Below are 19,498 nucleotides of genomic sequence, written 5' to 3' on the forward strand. Positions count from 1 at the left end.
ACTTTTGCTGGTGTTTGCCCTTAACGGCCACTGACAGCGTAACGCAAGTCCCATACCAGCGGCATACACGGTGTTTGTTTGCTGTAATGTCCGGGACTTTTCCCATTGTTCCCCTTGTTCTTATTGCGAGCCCGATCCATGCTTTTGTCCGACCTGTCCGATTCCACGTTAAGCCAAGCCCTGCAACACAAGCTGGACCAGAAGACCAAACCCCTGGGCGCGCTCGGCCGCCTCGAAGCCCTGGCATTGCAGCTGGGCGAAATCCTGGGCAGCGAATCGCCAGAGCTGCAGCAGCCCCAGCTGGTGGTGTTTGCCGGCGACCATGGCCTGGCAGCGCGCGGCGTGTCGGCCTATCCCAGTGATGTGACCTGGCAGATGGTGGAGAACTTTCTGGCCGGTGGTGCCTGCGTCAGCGTGCTGGCCCGCCAGCATGGCATTGACCTGACGGTGGTGGACTGCGGCGTGCGGCACGACTTTGCGCCGCGCCCCGGCTTGCTGGACTACAAGGTGGCCTACGGCACGGCCGATGCGCTGGAGCAGCCCGCGATGAGCGCCTTCGAATGCGAGCGCGCGGTCGCCCAGGGCCGGGCGGTGGTCAAAAGCCTGCCGGGCAATGTCTTGCTGCTGGGCGAAATGGGCATTGGCAATACCTCGGCAGCGTCGCTGCTGATGGCACGCCTGACCGGGTTGGAGATTGCGGATTGCACCGGCGTGGGCACCGGCTTGGACGAAGCCGGGCTGCAGCGCAAGATCGCCGTGCTGGCCCAGGTGCTGGAGCGCCATGCGGGCGTGACCGATCCGCTGGAGGCAATGGAGGCGTTTGGCGGCTTCGAGATGGCCACCATGCTGGGCGCGGTGCTGCAGGCCGCCCAGGAGAACCGTGTGGTGGTGGTCGACGGCTTCATCGCCAGCGCGGTGGTGCTGGTGGCGCATGCGCTGCAGCCGCTGGTGCTGCAGCGCTGCGTATTTGCCCACAGCTCGGGCGAGCGTGGGCATGCCCTGATGCTGCACCACTTAGGGGCGCAGCCGCTGCTCGATCTGGGCCTGCGGTTGGGCGAGGGTTCGGGCGCTGCACTGGCCTGGCCGTTGCTGCAATCGGCCTGCCTGGTGCTGCGCGATATGGCCAGCTTTGCGTCGGCCGGCGTATCGCAGAGCGATGCAGCGTCCAGCTGAACCTGGCTGGCGGCGATTGCTATTGAATAAATAGCTGCCTGCGCAGGTTTTATATGCGCTAGAGGTTAATTTCGTGTGTGAAATTTAATCGGCACGCCACAAGGGTTTCCCTGCGGTAGGGCATTCGCCGGCAGCACGCTTTTTGGTAAACGGACTGGTAGACTAGTTTTACATTCTTTGCCTGCCGAGCCCATGAATAAGCCTTGTCCGTTGGCTGTTGCTGATCCGGATGCCAACCAGGCGGGCGCTCCGGTGGCCCACGCGGAGCAAGACCCGATGCAGCAGCTGCTGCAGGTGGTGAACCAGAGCGACAACGCCTTCATCGTAGGCGGGCCCGATACCCGCATCGTCTACGCCAACGCCGGCTTCACCAGCATGTTTGGCTACACCCTGGACGAGGTGCTGGGCCGCACCGTCAGCGCCACCTTGTCCGGCCCGCACACCGATCTGCAGGTGGTGGAACGCATCAAGCGCGAGCTGCAGCAGCCCGGCGGCGGGCGGGCCGATGTCCTGCTCTATACCAAGTCCGGCCGGCCGCTGTGGGTGTCCATCGTGGCCAACCCCTTGTTCGACGACCAAGGCCGCTTCACCGGTGTGGTCGGTGTGCTGGCCGACATCACCCAGACCAAGATGCACGAGGTGCTGCAGTACAAATTGCTGCATGCCATGGTGCAAGAGCTGCCCCTGCCCGAGCTGATGGAACTGGTATGCCGTGAGGTCGAGCGCATCGCGCCCGAGGTGGCGGCTTCCATCTTGCAGGTGGACGCCGAGGGCCGCCTGCATCCGCTGGCCGCGCCCAGCCTGCCCAAGCTGTATTCGGACGCGCTGGAGGGCCTGGCCATTGGCCCTATGACAGGCTCCTGCGGCACCGCGGCCTGGCGTGGCGAGGCGGTGCTGGTGACCGATATCGCCACCGACCCGTTGTGGGCTCCGTACAAGCACCTGATCCTGCCGCTGGGCTTTGTGGCCTGCTGGTCCAGCCCGATCACGGCCAGCGATGGCCGGGTGCTGGGCACCTTCGCCTTTTACTACCGCAGCCAGCGCGGCCCCGACGCGCTGCACCAGCGCCTGATCGATGTCAGCCTGCACCTGTGTGCGCTGGCGATGGAGCGCGAAGAGTCGCGCGCCCACATCCACCACCTGGCCTACTACGACACCCTGACCAGCCTGCCGAACCGCAAGATGCTGCGCTCCCAGGCCGAGCGCGCGCTGGCCGACGCCCGGCGCACCCAGACGCCGCTGGCCGTGCTGTTCCTGAACATCGACCGATTCAAGCAGGTCAACGATGCGCAAGGCCATAGCGCGGGTGACGAACTACTGCGCGAGATCGCCCGCCGCCTGGGCCTGGGCGTAGGCAGCCGGGACTTGGTAGGGCGACAGGCCGGCGACGAGTTTGTGGTCGTGCTGCAGCAGTGCTCCAACGAGCAGGCCGCCATGGCCGCCGAACGCCTGTTGCTGGCGATTGCTGAACCGGTGCCACTGGCCGGCGGCACCGTGCACCCGAATGCCAGCATCGGCGTGGCCCTGTTCCCCGACGACGGGCTGGACTTTGACGCCCTGCTCAACCATGCCGACCTGGCCATGTACCAGGCCAAGCGCGATGGCCGGGGCTGCCTGCGTTTCTTCAACGACGACATGAACCGCATCACCCAGGAACGGGTGGCACTGGAAGACGCGCTGCGCCATGCCTTGCGCGATGGCGGCTTGCACCTGCATTACCAGCCCCAGGTCAGCGGTGCGGGCTGCCGCTCGCTGTATGGCGTGGAAGCCTTGGCCCGCTGGACCCACCCGCGGCTGGGGCCGGTGTCGCCGGCCCAGTTCATTCCGCTGGCCGAGGAATGCGGCCTGATCGACGAGCTGGGCCACTGGGCCTTGGCCGAAGCCTGCCGCCAGATGGCCGACTGGCGCCGGCGCGGTGTGGCCGTACCCCAGGTGGCGGTGAATTTGTCGGCGCGCAATTTCCAGAACCCGGCCTTGCCGACGCTGGTGGCCGACTTGCTGCGCAGCCATGGCCTGCAGCCCAGCGACCTGGCCCTGGAGATGACCGAGAGCGTGGTGATGGACAGCGGCCGCAGTGTGCTGGCCACCATCGAGGCGGTGCATGCCTTGGGCGTCAAGCTGTCGCTGGACGACTTCGGCACCGGCTATTCCTCGCTCGGCTATCTGCACCGTCTGCCTATCCACGAACTCAAACTGGACAAAAGCTTTGTGCAGGACCTGGCCAACAGCGCAGCCGCCCAGGCCTTGACCAATACCGTGCTGCGTATCGGCGATGGCCTGCGTCTGGTGGTGGTGGCCGAGGGCGTGGAAACCCAGCTGCAGGCCGACTTTTTGATCGCGCGTGGCTGTCCGGTGCTGCAGGGCTACCTGTTTGCCCGGCCGCTGCCGGCAGCCGAGCTGGAGCCGTGGTTGGCAGCGCGCCTGGCCGCCGCACCGTGATGCGCTACGCCGGTCTTCCACCATGGCCGATCTAAGCTCCGAACAGTCGCAAGAGGTACTGCAGAACCACCGGAATTTTGCCCGGCGCAGCTATTTGTCGCGCATGGCCGGGCTGGCCCTGGGCTTTGTGATGACGGCCGCGGTACTGCTGCAGAACCAATCGCCGTTCTGGTACTGGATCGGGCCGGCCGTGCATTGTTTTGTGGGCCCGCAGATCGGTTGGTGGCTGGCGCGCCGCGCCGCCAATCCGCGCGAGGCGGAGCGCCGCAATCTGCTGGCCGACCACTTTCTGGGCGGCATATGGATGGTGTCCATGCAGTTCAATCTGCTGCCCTGCGTGCTCACGGTCAGCCTGCTGAGCATGGACAGCATGGCCGGTGGCGGGGCCCGGCTGCTATGGCGCGGCCTGCTCTGGCAGTTGGCCGGTGTGCTGCTGGGGATTGCGGTGTTCGGCTGGCACTGGCAGCCTGCATCCAGCCTGGCGACGGTGCTGGCCTGTCTGCCGCTGATGATCTGCCAGCCGATCCTGATCAGCTACATCGCCCGCAAAGCCATCCACCGCCTGAAGAAGCAAAGCCTGGAGTTGCGCCACCAGAGCCAGCACGACGGCCTGTCGGGCCTGTTCAACCGCACCCACTGGGAGCGGCTGGTGCGGGCCGAGTTTGTGCGCTTTCGCCGCCATGGCGAAGCCGCAGTGCTGGTGCTGGCCGACCTGGATTACTTCAAGCGCATCAACGATCTGCACGGCCATGCGGCGGGCGACGAGGCGATACGCCGGTTCTCCGCCGCACTGAGCCGGGTGCTGCGCGAAACCGATATCTGCGGCCGCTACGGCGGCGAGGAGTTTGGCGTGCTGCTGCCGCTGACCTCGGCCGCCGCTGCGCGCGAGGTGCTGGACCGGTTGCGCCGCGACCTGCATGAGCAGCCCTTGCTGGAAGAGGCCATGGTCACCGCCAGCTTTGGCGTGGCCGAGCTCACCGCCGATGTGCCCAGCGTCGAAGCCTGGCTGCGCCTGGCCGACCAGATGCTGTACCGCGCCAAGCACCTGGGGCGCGACTGCGTGGTGGTGCTGGGAGAGCAGTCGGCCGTCACCGTGCCCGGGCCGCTGGAGGCGCCGTCGGCCCAGCCGTCCTATAGCACGTTGCGCACCTTGGGCGATCCGATGAAGGTGGCGCGGCTGTTGTCGGGCCTGGATATGGGCGATGTGCCGCTGGCGCTGTTCGACCCGTCGGACCGGCTGGCCGTGGCGAACCCGGCTTTTTTGACGCTGTTCGCCGTGCCACGCGATGCGGTGAGTTTTGGCGACATCATTCGCCACTGCCATGCACAGCGGGTGGGCCCGAACGTGGTGTCCGACGACATCGAAGCCTGGCTGCGTGCCGCCGATGCGAAGCGTCGCAGCCAGCCGCAGCGCAACTTCTTGGTGGATACCTGCGATGGCCGCTGGTACCGCGCCAGCGAAACCTCGTACAGCGACGGCTGGATTCTGTTGCTGCTGCTGGATGTGACCGACAAAAGCCCGTCGACCCGCGCTCCGTTGTAAACCGGTCTGCTATTGAATCAATAGCTTCTCGCGCAGGTGCTGATTGCGCCAGCGGGCATTTTTGTTTAAATCTACCGGGCTGACAGCCGGGCGCTGCTGGGCCCAGCGGCTCAGGGCATGGTGGTCTTGGGTGTGAAGTCGCAGTAGCGGGCCACCGCGCACTGCCAGCACAGCGGCTTGCGTGCCTGGCATATGTAGCGGCCATGCAGGATCAGCCAGTGGTGGGCGTCCACCATATAGGCCGGCGGGATGCGCTTGAGCAGGCCCCGTTCCACATCCCGCGGGGTCTTGCCCGGTGCCAGGCCGGTGCGGTTGCCTAGTCGGAAGATGTGCGTGTCCACCGCCATGGTGGGCTCGCCAAAGGCCACGTTCAGCACCACATTGGCGGTCTTGCGGCCCACGCCGGGCAAGGCCTCCAGGGCTTCGCGGGTGCGCGGCACCTGGCCGTCGTGCAGGCGGACCAGCATCTCGCAGGTCTGCAGCAGGTGCTTGGCCTTGCTGTGGTACAGGCCTATGGTCTTGATGTAGCTCTCCAGCCCGTCCAGTCCCAGGTCCAGCATCGCCTGCGGCGTATTCGCCACCGGAAACAGGCGGCGCGTGGCCTTGTTGACGCCCACATCGGTGGCCTGGGCCGACAGCAGCACGGCGGTCAGCAGCTCGAACACACTGGTGTATTCGAGCTCGGTCACCGGCATCGGGTTGGCGGCTTGGAGGGTGGCAAAAAATCCAACTATGTTTTCGCGGTTCATGCCGCTATTACACCGCAGCCGGCAATGGCCGATCGCGCAGGAATCCTGCGTCCTACATTGGCGACAATAGCGGCCAGAAAGCGAGAACCCACCATGTCCCTGCCCGTGTCTTTACCGTTTGCCGACCGCCTCCAGTTTGTCGAAACCTCGGCCATCCGTGAACTTTTCAAGCTGCTGGGCACGCCCGGCATCATCAGCTTTGCCGGCGGCTTTCCCGACCCGGCGCTGTTCGACGTGGAGGGCATTGCCGAGTCCACCGCCGCCGTGCTGGCCAATACCCCCGGCCCGGTGCTGCAATACGGCGCCACCGAGGGCTACAACCCGCTGCGCGAGCAGCTCAGCAAGTTCATGGGCAACAAGGGCGTGACTGTGGCGCCCGACGGCCTGATCGTCACCACCGGCAGCCAGCAGGCGTTGGACCTGATCGGCAAGACCATGATCAACCCCGGCGACAAGGTGATCGTCGAAGGCCCGACCTTTCTGGCCACCATCCAGTGCTTCCGCCTGTACGGCGCGCAGGTCATCAGCGCCCCGATCGACGCCAATGGCGTGGACGTGGACGCGCTGGAAAAACTGATCGACGAGCATAGACCGAAGCTGGTGTACTTGATCCCCACCTTCGGCAACCCCAGCGGCGCCACCCTGAGCCTGGAGCGGCGCAAGCGTATCCTGGACATCGCCGTGCGCACCCGCACCCTGGTGGTCGAAGACGACCCGTATGGCGAGCTGTACTTCGACCAGCCGCCGCCGCCCAGCATCCTGGCCCTGAGCGCCGATGTGCCCGGCAGCCGCGACTGGCTGGCGCACTGCGGCTCGATGAGCAAGATCCTCAGTCCCGGCCTGCGCGTGGGCTGGATGATTGCCCCGCCGGCGCTGCTGGCCAATGCCACGATGTGCAAGCAGTTCAGCGACGCCCACACCAGCAACCTGACCCAGGCCACGGCCGCGCACTATCTGACTTTGGGCCGCCTGGACGGTACGCTGGCCGTGGTGCGCAAGGTCTACGCCGAGCGTGCGCGGGTGATGGCCGAGTCGCTGCAGCGCGAACTGGGTGGCGCCATCACCTTTAACGCGCCGCAGGGCGGCATGTTCTTCTGGGCCAAGCTGACCGAAGGCCGCGACGCCAGCGCGTTTGCCAAGCGCGCGATCGAGAAGCTGGTGGCCTTTGTGCCCGGCGCTCCGTTCTTCGCGCACGATGCCGACAAGTCCACCCTGCGCCTGAGCTTTGCCACTGTCGGCGTGGAAAAGATCGAAGAAGGCATTGCCCGGCTCGGCCAGGCGCTCTGACGGCTGGGATAGGGATGCTCCTGTTTGTATAGCTGCGGGTGCAGGTAGATACTGCGCTGCAGCCCTGTTTGGTGCTTGGCCCGCTGCTGTCTATACTGGCGCAGACGGAGGCCCCCCATGCCATGGACTACCCACGATGTCACCAATGTGGTGCCCGAACTCAAGGACATCGCACTCTACGGCTGCGACCTGGCCCTGCAGGAGGCGCTGCAGCGCGGCGGCGCGCAGGCCTATGAAGCGGCCGTAGCGGCCTACGGCACCGCCCTGGGCCGCGAGCAAACCCTGCGCTGGGCCGAAGAGGCGAACCGCTACAAGCCCGAGCTGCACAGCTTTGACCGCAGCGGCCACCGCATCGACGTGGTGACGTTCCACCCGGCCTGGCATGCGGTGATGGCCATGTTCCGCGCGCAGAACCTGGTGTCCCTGCCGTTTTCCGACCCGCGGCCCGGCGCCTGGAGCGCCTATGCCGCCGGCTTCTACCTGCATGCCCAGGTGGAGGACGGCTCGCTGTGCCCGGGCTCGATGACCTTTGCCAGCATCCCGGTGCTGCAGCAGGAGCCGGTGCTGTTTGCCCAGCTCGCGCCCAAGCTGTACGCCATCCAGCACGATGCCAGGGATCTGCCGATTCCGCAAAAGGATGCGATCTTGATTGGCATGGGCATGACCGAGAAGCAGGGCGGCTCCGACGTGCGCAGCAACACCACCGTGGCCACGCCCATTGCGGCGGCCAGCGGTCGCGGCGCGGCCTACCGCCTGGTCGGGCACAAATGGTTTTTCTCGGCGCCGATGTGCGACGCGCACCTGGTGCTGGCGCGTGCCGAGGGCGGCCTGTCGTGCTTCTACGTGCCGCGCTTCACGCCCGATGGCGAGAAGAACGCGGTGCGCATCCAGCGCCTGAAAGACAAGCTCGGCAACTGCTCGAACGCCAGCAGCGAGGTCGAGCTGCAAGACGCCTGGGGCCTGATGGTCGGCGAGGAGGGCCGCGGCATCCCCACCATCCTGGCCATGGCCGGCTACACCCGGCTGCACTGCGTGATCGGCAGCGCCGGCATGCTGCGCCAGGCGCTGCTGCAGGCCTTGCACCATGCGCGGCACCGGCAGGTGTTCGGCAAGCCCTTGCTGGAGCAGCCGCTGATGCAAAGCGTGCTGGCCGACATGGCGCTGGAAAGCGAGGCCGCCACCCAGCTGATGATGCAGCTGGCCCAGGCTTTCGGCCGGGCCGACGAGCCGCTACAGCGCGCCTACCAACGCATCGTCACGCCGGCCGCCAAGTTCTGGGTCTGCAAGCGCGGCGTCGAGCTGGCCGGCGAGGCCATGGAGGTGCTGGGCGGTAACGGCTATGTGGAAGACGGCCCGCTGGCGCGGCTGTTCCGCGGCATGCCGGTGAATTCGATCTGGGAGGGTTCGGGCAATGTGATGTGCCTGGACGTACTGCGCGCCATCCGCCACGAGCCCGCCGCCTGGCAGCTGCTGCTGGACGAGCTGGCGTTGCACTGCGGCGGCGATGCGCGGCTGCAGCCGGCGCTGCTGGCGCTGCAAACCGATGCCGCACTGGAGGAGGCCGGCGCCCGGCTGTTCGCGCAAAACCTGGTGCTGCTGGTACAGGCCAGCTTGCTGCTGCAGCATGCGCCCGGCGATGTGGCCGACGCCTTCATTGCCTCGCGCTTCGGCCCGGCCTGGGGCCGGGTCTACGGCTGCCTGCCGCCGGGACTGAACCACGCCGCGATTCTGGCGCGCGCCTGGGGCGAGCCGCTGTAAAACGCAGTTGCTATCTATTCGGTAGCTGTCAGCGCTGGTGGAATAAGCGCCAGAGCCTTGTTTTTCCTATATCTCCGTGCTGCTGTACATCCAGGTTAATGGCCTGCAAAGGGTATTCACCAATGCCGGTTTGGGTATTGGATATCCGCCAATCTATATTGGATATATATCGTAAGTGTCCCTAGGATGCCGCAGCGGCCGGCTATTTGCAACCACACCGGCACGCGCAAAAACAAAAGGAGACAGACAACATGGCAAACCCTGGAGCCACTCTGGCGGTCGTTTTGAGCGGGCGGGAATTCACCCAGCCCTAAACCCATTTTCAAGAAAGGACGTGTACCAATAGCCACTAACGAAAGCACCTACCACCATGGCATTCTTCAAAAAGCTGGCGCAGGCCAGCACGGCATTTTTAGCCTCGGCCCTGCTGCTCAGCGGCTGCGGCGGCGGCTCCGACGCGGTGAGCGCGTCGTCGACCGAGATGACGGCAACCGCCGGCGCTGGCGACATTCCGCCCGACACCAGCCCCGACACCTCGGTAGCCTGGGTGATGAGCTACTTCGGGCCCAACCAGGACCTGCCGAACGATTCCCTGCACCTGGCTTTCAGCACCGACGGCCTGAACTGGACCGGCCTGAATGATGGCAAGCCGGTGTACCAGGCGCCCACCACCATCCAGGGCATCGCCGGCTCCGGCCATATCCGCGACCCCTACATCCTGCGCAAGAACGACGGCAAGTTCGTCTACATCGCCACCGACTGGACCCTGGCGGTGAACGACTCGAATTACTGGAACCGGCCGAGCAAGCGCATCTTCGTCGCCGATTCGACCGACCTGATCACCTTCACCAACCCGCGCTTCCTGACCATGGCCACGGCGCTGGGCAGCAACACCCAACCGCACGCCTGGGCGCCCGAGGCCTACTACGACCCGGACCGGCGCAAGTACGCCATCGTCTGGTCGGGCAATGCCGACCGTGGCCGCACCTATGTGAGCTACACCAAGGACTTCAACAGCCTGGTGAACCCGGTGCCCGAGGTGCTGTTCGACCCCGGCTACGACGAGATCGACGCCACCGTCGTGCCGTTCAACGGCCGCAACTACCTGTTCTACAAGGACGAAACCGGCAGCGGCAAGGACATCCAGGTCGCCAAGTCCTCGGGCGCGGGCTTGCTGGCCGGTTCGTTCACCCGTATCTCGCCCAACTACCTGACGCGCGGCGCCAACCAGAGCGTGATGCAGGGCACCGAGGGCCCGCTGGTCATCAAGGTGCCGGGCCAGGAGCGCTGGTACATGTATGCCGACTACTACGGCAATGGCGGCGTGTTCGGCTGCTGGACCACCACCAACCTGGACTCCGACCCGGCGACCTGGACCAAGCTGACCAATGGCGTGGACTTCAAGCTGCCCGAAGGCGTGCGCCATGCGAATACCGTGCGCGTCACCCAGGCCCAGCTGGACGCGCTGAAGGCGCACTACGGCGTGACCGTCACCCCCGTCAGCACCCGCATCAAGACCACTTATTCCGAAGGCGGCACGCCGTTCTATGTGGCCCACGCCTGGTTCCACGGCATGATCACCCAGCTGAACGACACCGCCAACGGCCAGTTGCCGGCCGACTTCAAATGGAAGGCTGTGCCCGGCCTGGCCGACCCGATCGATCCCAACTTGGTGTCGTTCGAGGCCACCGGCTTTGCCGGCCGGTACTTGCGCATAGACAGCGCCAACCCGACCCGCTGGCCCACCGGCGGCAGCCTGACCCAGGCGAACCGCGGCTACGGCCTGGGCTGGATCGCCACGGCCGACAAGAAAAACCTGACCTGGGTTGACCCGTATGTGGACAGCAGCACCTTCAAGAGCGATGCCACCTTCCGCAAGGTGCCGGCCCTGAACGGCGATGCGAACATGGTGTCGCTGCAGTGGTACGGCAACACCACGCTGTACCTGCGCCACATGGCCTACCAGCTGCTGGGCCTGCCCAGCACCGGCAGCAGCCAGCAGAAGATAGACGCGTCCTTCACGCTGGAAACCCAGTAGGCGCAGGCTTTTCTCCCACCGGTGCCCGTCTGCGGGCGGGCACCGGACTTTTTTATTCCATGGGTTGAGACTATGAAAAACACAATTTCCCGTTGCGTGGGCGCAGCCTGCCTGGTGGCCGGTGCCTTGGGTTTGCCGGTGACGGCAGTGGCCGTGCCGGTGACCTCTCTGGTTGGGGCTACGCAGCTGACTATGCCGATCAACAATATTTACCGCGGCAGCGGTCCGCTGCAGCTGGCGCCCGGCATCACCTGGACCAGTACCGGCGCCAATTCGATGTTCGGCAATACCGATGGCTACGGCTTTGACGCGAATGGCGACTGGAATTCCGACATGACCATGGTGGCCACCAACGACGCCACGACCACCACCATGACCTTCACCTTCGACACCGCGGTGTCGGGCTTTGGTGGCTTCTTCAACTGGGCGCCTAGCGACAGCACGGCGGCCATCGCCGCCTATGACGCCAACAATGTGCTGCTGGATGCGCTGCAGTTCAGTTTTCTGACCGACGGCAGCTTGAACTCTGGGCAGTTTTTAGGCTTCCAGGAGTCGGGCGCCATCATCAAGTCCTTCACCATCACCGGCCTGTATGTGGCCGGCGCCGACTTCGAAGTCAAAGCCGTGCCCGAACCCGGCACCCTGGCCCTGACCCTGGTCGGTCTGGGCATGCTGGGCTGGACGGCACGGCGCAAGGCCCAGCAGGAAGATAGGGTATAAAAAAAGCTGCTAGCGCATATAGAGTATGCGGTAGCAGCTATTGATTGGATAGCAAGCCCCGGCCTCACGCCGGGGCAGGGTGTTTAAACCACCTTGGCGATGGAGGCGCAGACGTAGTCGATGTTCTTGCTGTTCAGCGCGGCCACGCACATGCGGCCGGTGTCGGTGCCGTAGACGCCGAACTCGTTGCGCAGGCGCACCATCTGGTCCTTGCTCAGGCCGGAGTAGCTGAACATGCCGATCTGGCTGGTGATGAAGCTCATGTCTTGCTGCACGCCGGCGGCCTTCAGGCCGTCGACCAGCTTTTGGCGCATGGCCTTGATGCGCACGCGCATTTCGCCCAGTTCGCTTTCCCACTGGGCGCGCAGCTCGGGGGTGTTCAGCACCGTGGCCACGACGGTGGCGCCGTGGATTTGCGGGTTGCTGTAGTTGGTGCGGATGCAGATCTTCAGCTGGCTCAGCACGCGGCCGGCTTCTTCCTTGGATTCGCACAGCACGCTCAGGGCGCCCACACGTTCGCCGTACAGGCTGAAGCTCTTGCTGAACGAGGTGGAGACCAAGAAGCTCAGGCCGGCGGCGACGAACTTGCCGATGACAGCGCCATCTTCCTTGATGCCGTAGCCGAAGCCCTGGTAGGCCATGTCGAGGAAGGGGGTCAGGTTGCGGGCCTTGACCACGGCAACCACTTGGTCCCATTCGGCGGCGGTGATGTCGTAGCCGGTGGGGTTATGGCAGCAGGCGTGTAGCACCACGATGGTGCCGGCAGCGGCAGCGTTCAGCGAGGCCAGCATGCCTTCGAAGTTGACGCCGCGCTTGGCCGCGTCGTAGTAGGCGTAGCTGTCGACTTCGAAACCGGCGTTCTGGAACAGCGCGCGGTGGTTTTCCCAGCTCGGGTCGCTGATCAGCACCTTGGCTGTGGGGTTCAGCTTCTTCAGGAAGTCGGCGCCGATTTTCAGGCCGCCGGTGCCGCCAATGCCTTGCACGGTGACCGCGCGGCCCGAGGTGACGGGTTCGGAATCGGCACCGAAGACCAGGCCTTTGACGGCCGAGTCATAGGCCGCCACGCCGTCGATCGGCAGATAGCCGCGGGGCTTGGGGGCGTCGGTCATTTGCTTTTCCACGGCTTGCACGCAGGCCAGCAGCGGCAGCTTGCCGTTGTCGTCGAAGTACACGCCCACGCCCAGGTTCACTTTGTTGGGGTTGGTGTCGGCGTTGAATTGCTCGTTCAGGCCCAGGATCGGGTCGCGCGGTGCCATTTCGACGGCGGTGAACAATGACATGGAAAAGTCCTATGGAGTTGGTCTGGAAGAGGGCGCCCGGCGCGGCAAAGCATGCACGGGCAACCTGGAATTTTAGCCGCCGCCGTAGCCAACCCGGCTGCCGGAATTGCATGGAACCATGTTGGTTGCCGGAGTGGTACTATTATTTTGATAGCTGCTTGCGCAATCAAAATATGCGTGAACTGCCGATTTGGCTTGTATTTTGAAGCTGTGCCGCCGGGGCGGCAGCTGGCTTGCCGGACAATCGCGCCATGCGTTATCTGCGTCTCTACATCACCACCCGCCGCCATCCGTCCGCGATCCTGCTCATGGTGCAGCTGCTGGGCATGGTGCTGTATCCATTTATTGAGAACACCGAGGCCGGGCGCATAGGCTTTGGCGCCTTCGGCATCGTGGTGCTGTTCATCACCACCCGCATGGTGCGGCGCACGCCGGGCCTGACCTGGGTCAGCGTCTGCATCGCCTTGCCGGCCATCGTGCTGCTGGCGCTGCAGGCCTTGTTCGGCATGCCAGAGCTGCTGCCCTGGTCGGCGGGGCTGGAGGCGGTGTTCTACTTTTATGCGGCCTTCAGCCTGATCGCCTACATGCTGGAAGACCACCGTGCGACCACCGACGAGCTGTTTGCCGCCGGCGCCACCTTCACCCTGCTGGCCTGGGCGTTTACCTATCTGTTTGTGCTGACCCAGGCGCTGCAACCCGGCTGCTTTGCGGCGGCGGTGAACTCGGGCGATCCGCGCAGCTGGACCGAGCTGATGTTTCTGAGCTTTGCGCTGCTGTCCAGCACCGGCATCGGCGACGTGATCCCCATCACCCCGCATGCGCGCGCGCTGGCCAGCCTGGAGATGTTCACCGGGGTGATCTACCTGGCGGCGGTGGTGTCGCGTCTGATTGGTTTGACCCTGGTGTCGCACAAGTAAACCTGTATTCCTATACAGTATTGGGTTTTCTGCCGCTATCCCGTCGATTTGGAGTCTGCGCCCCATGACTGAAACCGTGTCCCTGTATCCGTCCACCTCTCCCGAGCAGCCGGCCGGCGAATTCATCCACTTCCCCGATTCCCCGTTCGAGCTGTTCATGCCGTACCCGCCGGCCGGCGACCAGCCCGAGGCGATCCGGCAACTGGTGGAGGGCGTGAACGACGGCGAGGTGTTCCAGACCCTGCTGGGCGTGACCGGCTCGGGCAAGACCTACACCATGGCCAATGTGATCGCCCGCCTGGGTCGGCCGGCCATCGTGTTCGCGCCGAACAAGACCCTGGCGGCCCAGCTGTACAGCGAGTTCCGCGAGTTTTTTCCGAACAATGCGGTCGAGTACTTCGTCAGCTACTACGACTACTACCAACCCGAGGCCTATGTGCCGCAGCGTGACCTGTTCATCGAGAAGGACAGCGCCATCAACGAGCACATCGAGCAGATGCGGCTGAGCTGCACCAAGAGCGTGATGGAGCGGCGCGACGTGGTGATCGTGGCCACGGTCTCGGCCATTTACGGTATCGGTGAGCCCGAGAGCTACCACCGCATGGTGATGACCTTGCGCACCGGCGACAAGATGGGTCAGCGCGACGTGATCGCCCAGCTGATCCGCATGCAGTACCAGCGCAACGACATGGAGTTCAGCCGCGGCAAGTTCCGCGTCCGTGGCGACACCATCGACGTGTTCCCCGCCGAGCATTCCGAGCTGGCGATCCGCATCGAGCTGTTCGACGACGAGGTCGAAACCCTGCAGCTGTTCGACCCGCTGACCGGCCGTATCCGGCAGAAGATCCCGCGCTTCACCGTCTACCCCAGCAGCCATTACGTGACGCCGCGCGACAAGGTGCTGGCGGCGGTAGAGACCATCAAGATGGAGTTGTCGGACCGGCTGAAAGAGCTGGTCAGTGCCGGCAAGCTGGTGGAGGCCCAGCGGCTCGAGCAGCGCACCCGGTTTGACCTGGAAATGCTGACCGAGATCGGCCATTGCAAGGGTATCGAGAACTACACCCGGCATCTGAGCGCCGCCTTGCCGGGCGAGCCGCCGTCCACGCTGACCGACTACCTGCCCAAGGACGCGCTGATGTTCCTGGACGAAAGCCACATCCTGATCGGCCAGTTCGGCGGCATGTACAACGGCGACAGGGCACGCAAGACCACGCTGGTGGAATATGGCTTTCGCCTGCCCAGCGCGCTGGACAACCGGCCGCTGAAGTTCGAAGAATTCGAAACCAAGATGCGCCAGGCGGTGTTCGTCACGGCCACCCCCGGCAACTGGGAAAAGGAGCACACCGGCCAAGTGGTCGAGCAGCTGGTGCGGCCCACCGGCCTGGTCGATCCGCAGGTCGAGGTGCGGCCCGCCACCCACCAGGTCGACGATGTGCTGCAGGAGATCCGCATTCGGGTCGAGAAGAACGAGCGGGTTTTCATCACCACGCTGACCAAGCGCATGGCCGAGCAGCTGACCGACTATTTGACCGAAAACGGCGTCAAGGTGCGCTACCTGCACAGCGACGTGGACACGGTGGAGCGGGTCGAGATCCTGCGCGATTTACGCCTGGGTGCCTTCGATGTGCTGGTGGGCATCAACCTGCTGCGCGAAGGGCTGGACGTGCCCGAGGTATCGCTGGTGGCGATTCTGGACGCCGACAAGGAAGGTTTTTTGCGCTCCGAGCGTTCATTGATCCAGACCATTGGTCGGGCCGCGCGGAACTTAAATGGCCGGGCCATTCTCTATGCCGACAAGGTCACCGATTCGATGCGCAAGGCGATCGACGAAACCGAGCGGCGTCGGACCAAGCAGATTGCGCACAACCTGGCCCAGGGCATCACGCCGCGCAGCATCATCAAGCAGGTGAAAGACCTGATCGACGGTGTGTACAGCGAGAAATCAGGCCGTGAGGCCGAGAAACTGGAACAGGACGCGATCCAGCGCGCCAAGGTGGAGGACATGGGCGAGAAAGACATTGCCCGCGAAATCAAACGCCTGGAAAAGCTGATGCTGGAGCATGCAAAGAACCTGGAGTTCGAGAAGGCTGCCCGGGTCCGCGACCAGCTGGCGCTGCTGAAGACCCAGGCCTTCGGCGCCTCGGGCCACGACAACGTGGTGCTGTAAGCTGCCGCAAAAAGACCTATCGTTCTAAATGTGACTGATTAGTATCGTTACCCGACGGATTTGATGGGCTTCTCTGCTATAATCGCTCTGTCAATAAAGAAAAACCAGCAGTTGAGGGCGCGCAACCGTGATTAAAGCGGTTGCAAGCTGGAGGAAAAGGGTGCCGGGGTCTGTTGAAACGCAGTTTCGGCCCGATGTTCACAACCAGTACAGCCAACCAGAAGGAGCTTGCGATGCGACTCACCACCAAAGGCCGTTTTGCGGTCACCGCCATGATTGATCTGGCCTTGCGCCAAAACAACGGCCCCGTCACGCTGGCCGCTATCAGCCAGCGCCAGCAGATTTCCCTGTCTTACCTCGAGCAGTTGTTCGGCAAATTGCGCCGCCACGATCTGGTGGAGTCCACCCGCGGCCCTGGCGGCGGTTACACCCTGGGCCGCAAGGCAGCCGAGATCACCGTTGCCGACATCATCGTGTCGGTGGACGAACCCATCGATGCCACCCAGTGCGGCGGCAAGGAAAACTGCCTGGGCGAAGCCGGTCGTTGCATGACCCACGATCTCTGGGCCTCTCTGAATACCCGCATGGTCGAGTTCCTGGATTCCGTCAGCCTGCAGAAGCTGGTCGACGAACAGCTCGCTAAGGGCGTGCAGATCGAAAGCAAGCCCATGGTCAAGCGTGCGATCTCCAGCATGCCGGTCGTGAAGCCCATGCGCATCACCGGGCCGAATTCGGTTTTTGCCCTTGGCAACGTGTTTGCCAAGTCGTAATGTCTGCAACGTGTTTGCCAAATCGTAATTTCTTAACAGCGCTTTTTTAAAGCCAGCCTTCACCGAGATTTTTGAGAGCTAGCCAATGGACACCACCCCCCATTTCCCCATTTACATGGACTACAGCGCCACCAACCCCTGCGACGAGCGGGTAGTGGATGCGATGATTCCCTGGTTGCGCGAGCATTTCGGCAACCCCGCATCCCGCAGCCATGCATGGGGCTGGGAGGCGGAAGCCGCGGTCGAAAAAGCCCGCGAGCAGGTGGCAGCACTGATTGGCGCCGACCCGCGTGAAATCGTCTGGACCTCGGGCGCGACCGAGTCCAACAACCTGGCGCTCAAAGGCGCCGCGCATTTCTACAAGACCAAGGGCAAGCACATCATCACAGTGAAGACCGAGCACAAAGCCGTGCTCGATACCTGCCGTGAGCTGGAGCGCCAAGGCTTTGAAGTGACCTATCTGGATGTGCAGGCCGACGGCCTGGTCGATCTGGAAGTCTTCAAGGCGGCGATCCGCCCCGACACGATTCTGGCCAGCGTCATGTACGTGAACAACGAAATCGGCGTGATCCAGGATATCGCTGCCATCGGTGCGGTCTGCCGCGAAAAGGGCGTGATCTTCCATTCCGATGCAGCGCAAGCCACCGGCCGCGTCGCGTTTGATATTTCCACCATGCCGGTGGATCTGATGAGCCTGACCTCGCACAAAACCTATGGCCCCAAAGGCATAGGCGCGCTGTTCGTACGCCGCAAGCCACGCATCCGCCTGGAAGCGCAAATGCACGGTGGTGGCCATGAGCGCGGCATGCGCTCCGGCACCTTGCCGACCCACCAGATCGTCGGCATGGGCGAGGCCTACCGCATCGCCAAGGAAGAAATGGCGGTGGAAAACCAACGCATCCAGGCCTTGCACGACCGCATGCTGGCTGGCCTGAAAGGCATCGAGCAGGTGTTCATCAACGGCCACGAAACCCAGCGCGTGCCGCACAACCTGAACATGAGCTTCAACTACGTCGAAGGCGAGTCGCTGATCATGGGCATCAAGGGCCTGGCCGTGTCCAGTGGCTCGGCATGCACCTCGGCCAGTTTAGAACCCAGCTATGTGCTGCGCGCCCTGGGCCGCAGCGACGAGCTGGCCCACAGCAGCCTGCGCATGACGATTGGCCGCTGGACCACCGAAGCCGACATCGACTACGCGGTCGATACCATCAAGGTCAACGTGGCCAAGCTGCGCGACCTGAGCCCTTTATGGGAGATGTACCAAGATGGCATCGACATCAGCACCATCCAATGGTCGGCACACTGATTTGAATTGAAGAGGTAAACACCATGGCTTATTCTGAAAAAGTGGTAGACCACTACGAGAACCCCCGTAACGTGGGTTCGTTTGAAAAGGGCGACGACAGCGTGGGCACCGGCATGGTCGGCGCACCGGCTTGCGGCGACGTGATGAAGCTGCAGATCAAGGTCAACCCCTTGACCGGCGTGATCGAAGACGCGCGCTTCAAGACCTATGGCTGCGGCTCGGCGATTGCCTCCAGCTCGCTGGTGACCGAATGGGTCAAGGGCAAGACCCTGGACGAAGCGGCAGCGCTGAAAAACAGCCAGATCGCCGAAGAACTGGCTTTGCCGCCGGTCAAGATCCATTGCTCCATCCTGGCCGAAGACGCCATCAAGGCCGCAGTGCACGACTACAAGCAAAAACACGGAGCCGCCCAGGTCCACTGACATGGCTGTGACGTTGACAGAGGCCGCCGCCCGGCATGTGACCCGCTACCTGGCCAAACGCGGCAAGGGCGTGGGCGTGCGCCTGGGTGTCAAGACCACCGGCTGTTCGGGTCTGGCCTACAGGCTTGAATATGTGGACGAGCTGGCCCCGGAAGACATCGTCTTCGAAGGCCATGGCGTCAAGGTGCTGGTCGATCCCAAGAGCCTGGCCTATATCGACGGCACCCAGCTGGACTTTGTGCGTGAAGGCCTGAACGAAGGCTTCAAGTTCGAGAACCCGAACGAGCGGGACAAATGTGGCTGCGGAGAAAGCTTCCGGATCTAACGGCAGTGCTCCGAACACCAACCGCCCGCGCCCTGTGTGCTGGCGGTTTTTTCTTGGCATCTATGAACCTCCAATCCAACGACTTCGAGCTGTTTGAAATCCCCGTGCAGTTTGCGCAGGACCATGCGGCCATGCAGGCACGCTGGCAGGCGCTGCAGCGCGAGGCGCACCCCGATCGCTTTGCGGCTCAGGCCGGTGCCGCGCAGCGTGTGGCCATGCAGTGGTCGGTGCGCATCAACGAAGCCTGGGCCCGGCTGAAAGACCCGCTGAAGCGCGCCGCCTATCTGTGCGAGCTGCACGGCGCCGGCATCCAGGCCGAGGACAACACGGCCATGCCCAAGGCTTTTTTGATGCAGCAAATGGAGTGGCGCGAGGCCCTGGACGATGCCGACAGCGCGGCGGCGCTGGAAGCGTTGAACACCGAAGTGCTGCAGGCCCGGCGCGACAGCCTGACCGAATGCACGCGGCTGCTGGACGTGGCCCACGACTACGCGCAGGCGGCGCAGCAAGTACGCGCCCTGATGTTCATCGAACGCTTTGCCCGCGATGTGGACGACCGCCTCGACGCAATGGGTACCGCCCAGCTGTGACAATTAGCCCCTAG

16 protein-coding genes are annotated in these 19,498 nt (G+C 64.0%); 14 read left to right on the forward strand and 2 right to left on the reverse strand.

Annotated elements, in window-relative coordinates; translation table 11 throughout:
- Positions 1 to 138 precede the first annotated feature (138 nt).
- The 3 genes from cobT (at position 139) to J2X19_RS07100 (ending at position 5,155) form a co-directional block, all read left to right on the forward strand.
- Positions 139 to 1,173, forward strand: a complete 1,035-nt coding sequence (cobT, locus tag J2X19_RS07090; RefSeq protein ID WP_310371904.1) for a nicotinate-nucleotide--dimethylbenzimidazole phosphoribosyltransferase — start codon at positions 139 to 141, stop codon at positions 1,171 to 1,173.
- Between the two features lie 192 nt (positions 1,174 to 1,365).
- Entirely contained in the window at positions 1,366 to 3,612 is a 2,247-nt protein-coding gene (locus J2X19_RS07095; RefSeq protein WP_310371906.1) for a sensor domain-containing protein, read from the forward strand.
- 22 nt (positions 3,613 to 3,634) lie between these two features.
- Entirely contained in the window at positions 3,635 to 5,155 is a 1,521-nt protein-coding gene (locus J2X19_RS07100) for a diguanylate cyclase (RefSeq protein WP_310371907.1), read from the forward strand.
- Between the two features lie 110 nt (positions 5,156 to 5,265).
- Here the strand turns inward: J2X19_RS07100 and nth are convergent, their stop codons facing one another.
- Positions 5,266 to 5,904: an endonuclease III gene (nth, locus tag J2X19_RS07105; protein WP_310371909.1), complete on the reverse strand. Its 639-nt coding sequence runs from the start codon at positions 5,902 to 5,904 to the stop codon at positions 5,266 to 5,268.
- 93 nt (positions 5,905 to 5,997) lie between these two features.
- On the opposite strand from nth, the gene J2X19_RS07110 reads away from it, so the two are divergent.
- The 4 genes from J2X19_RS07110 to J2X19_RS07125 all read left to right on the forward strand — a co-directional run bounded on the left by J2X19_RS07110 (position 5,998) and on the right by J2X19_RS07125 (position 11,707).
- Positions 5,998 to 7,191 (forward strand): aminotransferase-like domain-containing protein, encoded by a 1,194-nt coding sequence (locus tag J2X19_RS07110; RefSeq protein ID WP_310371911.1) that lies wholly within the window; start codon positions 5,998 to 6,000, stop codon positions 7,189 to 7,191.
- A 117-nt stretch (positions 7,192 to 7,308) separates the two neighbouring features.
- Positions 7,309 to 8,949, forward strand: a complete 1,641-nt coding sequence (locus tag J2X19_RS07115) for an isovaleryl-CoA dehydrogenase (RefSeq protein WP_310371913.1) — start codon at positions 7,309 to 7,311, stop codon at positions 8,947 to 8,949.
- A 370-nt stretch (positions 8,950 to 9,319) separates the two neighbouring features.
- On the forward strand, positions 9,320 to 10,987 hold the full coding sequence (locus J2X19_RS07120; protein WP_310371915.1) for an AbfB domain-containing protein: 1,668 nt from the start codon (positions 9,320 to 9,322) through the stop codon (positions 10,985 to 10,987).
- 72 nt (positions 10,988 to 11,059) lie between these two features.
- Positions 11,060 to 11,707: a PEP-CTERM sorting domain-containing protein gene (locus J2X19_RS07125; protein ID WP_310371917.1), complete on the forward strand. Its 648-nt coding sequence runs from the start codon at positions 11,060 to 11,062 to the stop codon at positions 11,705 to 11,707.
- An 83-nt stretch (positions 11,708 to 11,790) separates the two neighbouring features.
- Here the strand turns inward: J2X19_RS07125 and J2X19_RS07130 are convergent, their stop codons facing one another.
- The gene (locus J2X19_RS07130) at positions 11,791 to 12,987 is read right to left on the reverse strand and encodes an amino acid aminotransferase (RefSeq protein WP_310371919.1); all 1,197 of its coding nucleotides are present in this window, start codon (positions 12,985 to 12,987) and stop codon (positions 11,791 to 11,793) included.
- A 251-nt stretch (positions 12,988 to 13,238) separates the two neighbouring features.
- Between J2X19_RS07130 and J2X19_RS07135 the strand changes: the two genes are divergently transcribed.
- The 7 genes from J2X19_RS07135 (at position 13,239) to hscB (ending at position 19,484) form a co-directional block, all read left to right on the forward strand.
- Positions 13,239 to 13,904 carry an ion channel gene (locus tag J2X19_RS07135; RefSeq protein ID WP_310371921.1) on the forward strand — a complete coding sequence of 222 codons (666 nt, stop codon included), beginning with the start codon at positions 13,239 to 13,241 and terminating at the stop codon, positions 13,902 to 13,904.
- A gap of 64 nt (positions 13,905 to 13,968) precedes the next feature.
- A complete protein-coding gene (gene uvrB / locus J2X19_RS07140) occupies positions 13,969 to 16,071 on the forward strand; it encodes an excinuclease ABC subunit UvrB (protein ID WP_310371924.1) in 2,103 nt (700 codons plus the stop codon).
- A 233-nt stretch (positions 16,072 to 16,304) separates the two neighbouring features.
- Positions 16,305 to 16,841: a Fe-S cluster assembly transcriptional regulator IscR gene (iscR, locus tag J2X19_RS07145; protein WP_092761350.1), complete on the forward strand. Its 537-nt coding sequence runs from the start codon at positions 16,305 to 16,307 to the stop codon at positions 16,839 to 16,841.
- Positions 16,842 to 16,926: 85 nt separating this feature from the next.
- Positions 16,927 to 18,147 (forward strand): IscS subfamily cysteine desulfurase, encoded by a 1,221-nt coding sequence (locus J2X19_RS07150; protein ID WP_116608163.1) that lies wholly within the window; start codon positions 16,927 to 16,929, stop codon positions 18,145 to 18,147.
- A gap of 23 nt (positions 18,148 to 18,170) precedes the next feature.
- Positions 18,171 to 18,569: a Fe-S cluster assembly scaffold IscU gene (iscU, locus tag J2X19_RS07155; protein WP_116608162.1), complete on the forward strand. Its 399-nt coding sequence runs from the start codon at positions 18,171 to 18,173 to the stop codon at positions 18,567 to 18,569.
- Position 18,570: 1 nt separating this feature from the next.
- A complete protein-coding gene (iscA, locus tag J2X19_RS07160; protein ID WP_310371930.1) occupies positions 18,571 to 18,894 on the forward strand; it encodes an iron-sulfur cluster assembly protein IscA in 324 nt (107 codons plus the stop codon).
- A 62-nt stretch (positions 18,895 to 18,956) separates the two neighbouring features.
- Entirely contained in the window at positions 18,957 to 19,484 is a 528-nt protein-coding gene (hscB, locus tag J2X19_RS07165) for a Fe-S protein assembly co-chaperone HscB (protein WP_310371933.1), read from the forward strand.
- Positions 19,485 to 19,498: the final 14 nt, after the last annotated feature.

Origin of the sequence: Rhodoferax ferrireducens, from assembly GCF_031458075.1 — a bacterium.
Classification (GTDB): Bacteria; Pseudomonadota; Gammaproteobacteria; order Burkholderiales; family Burkholderiaceae_C; genus Rhodoferax_B; species Rhodoferax_B ferrireducens_A.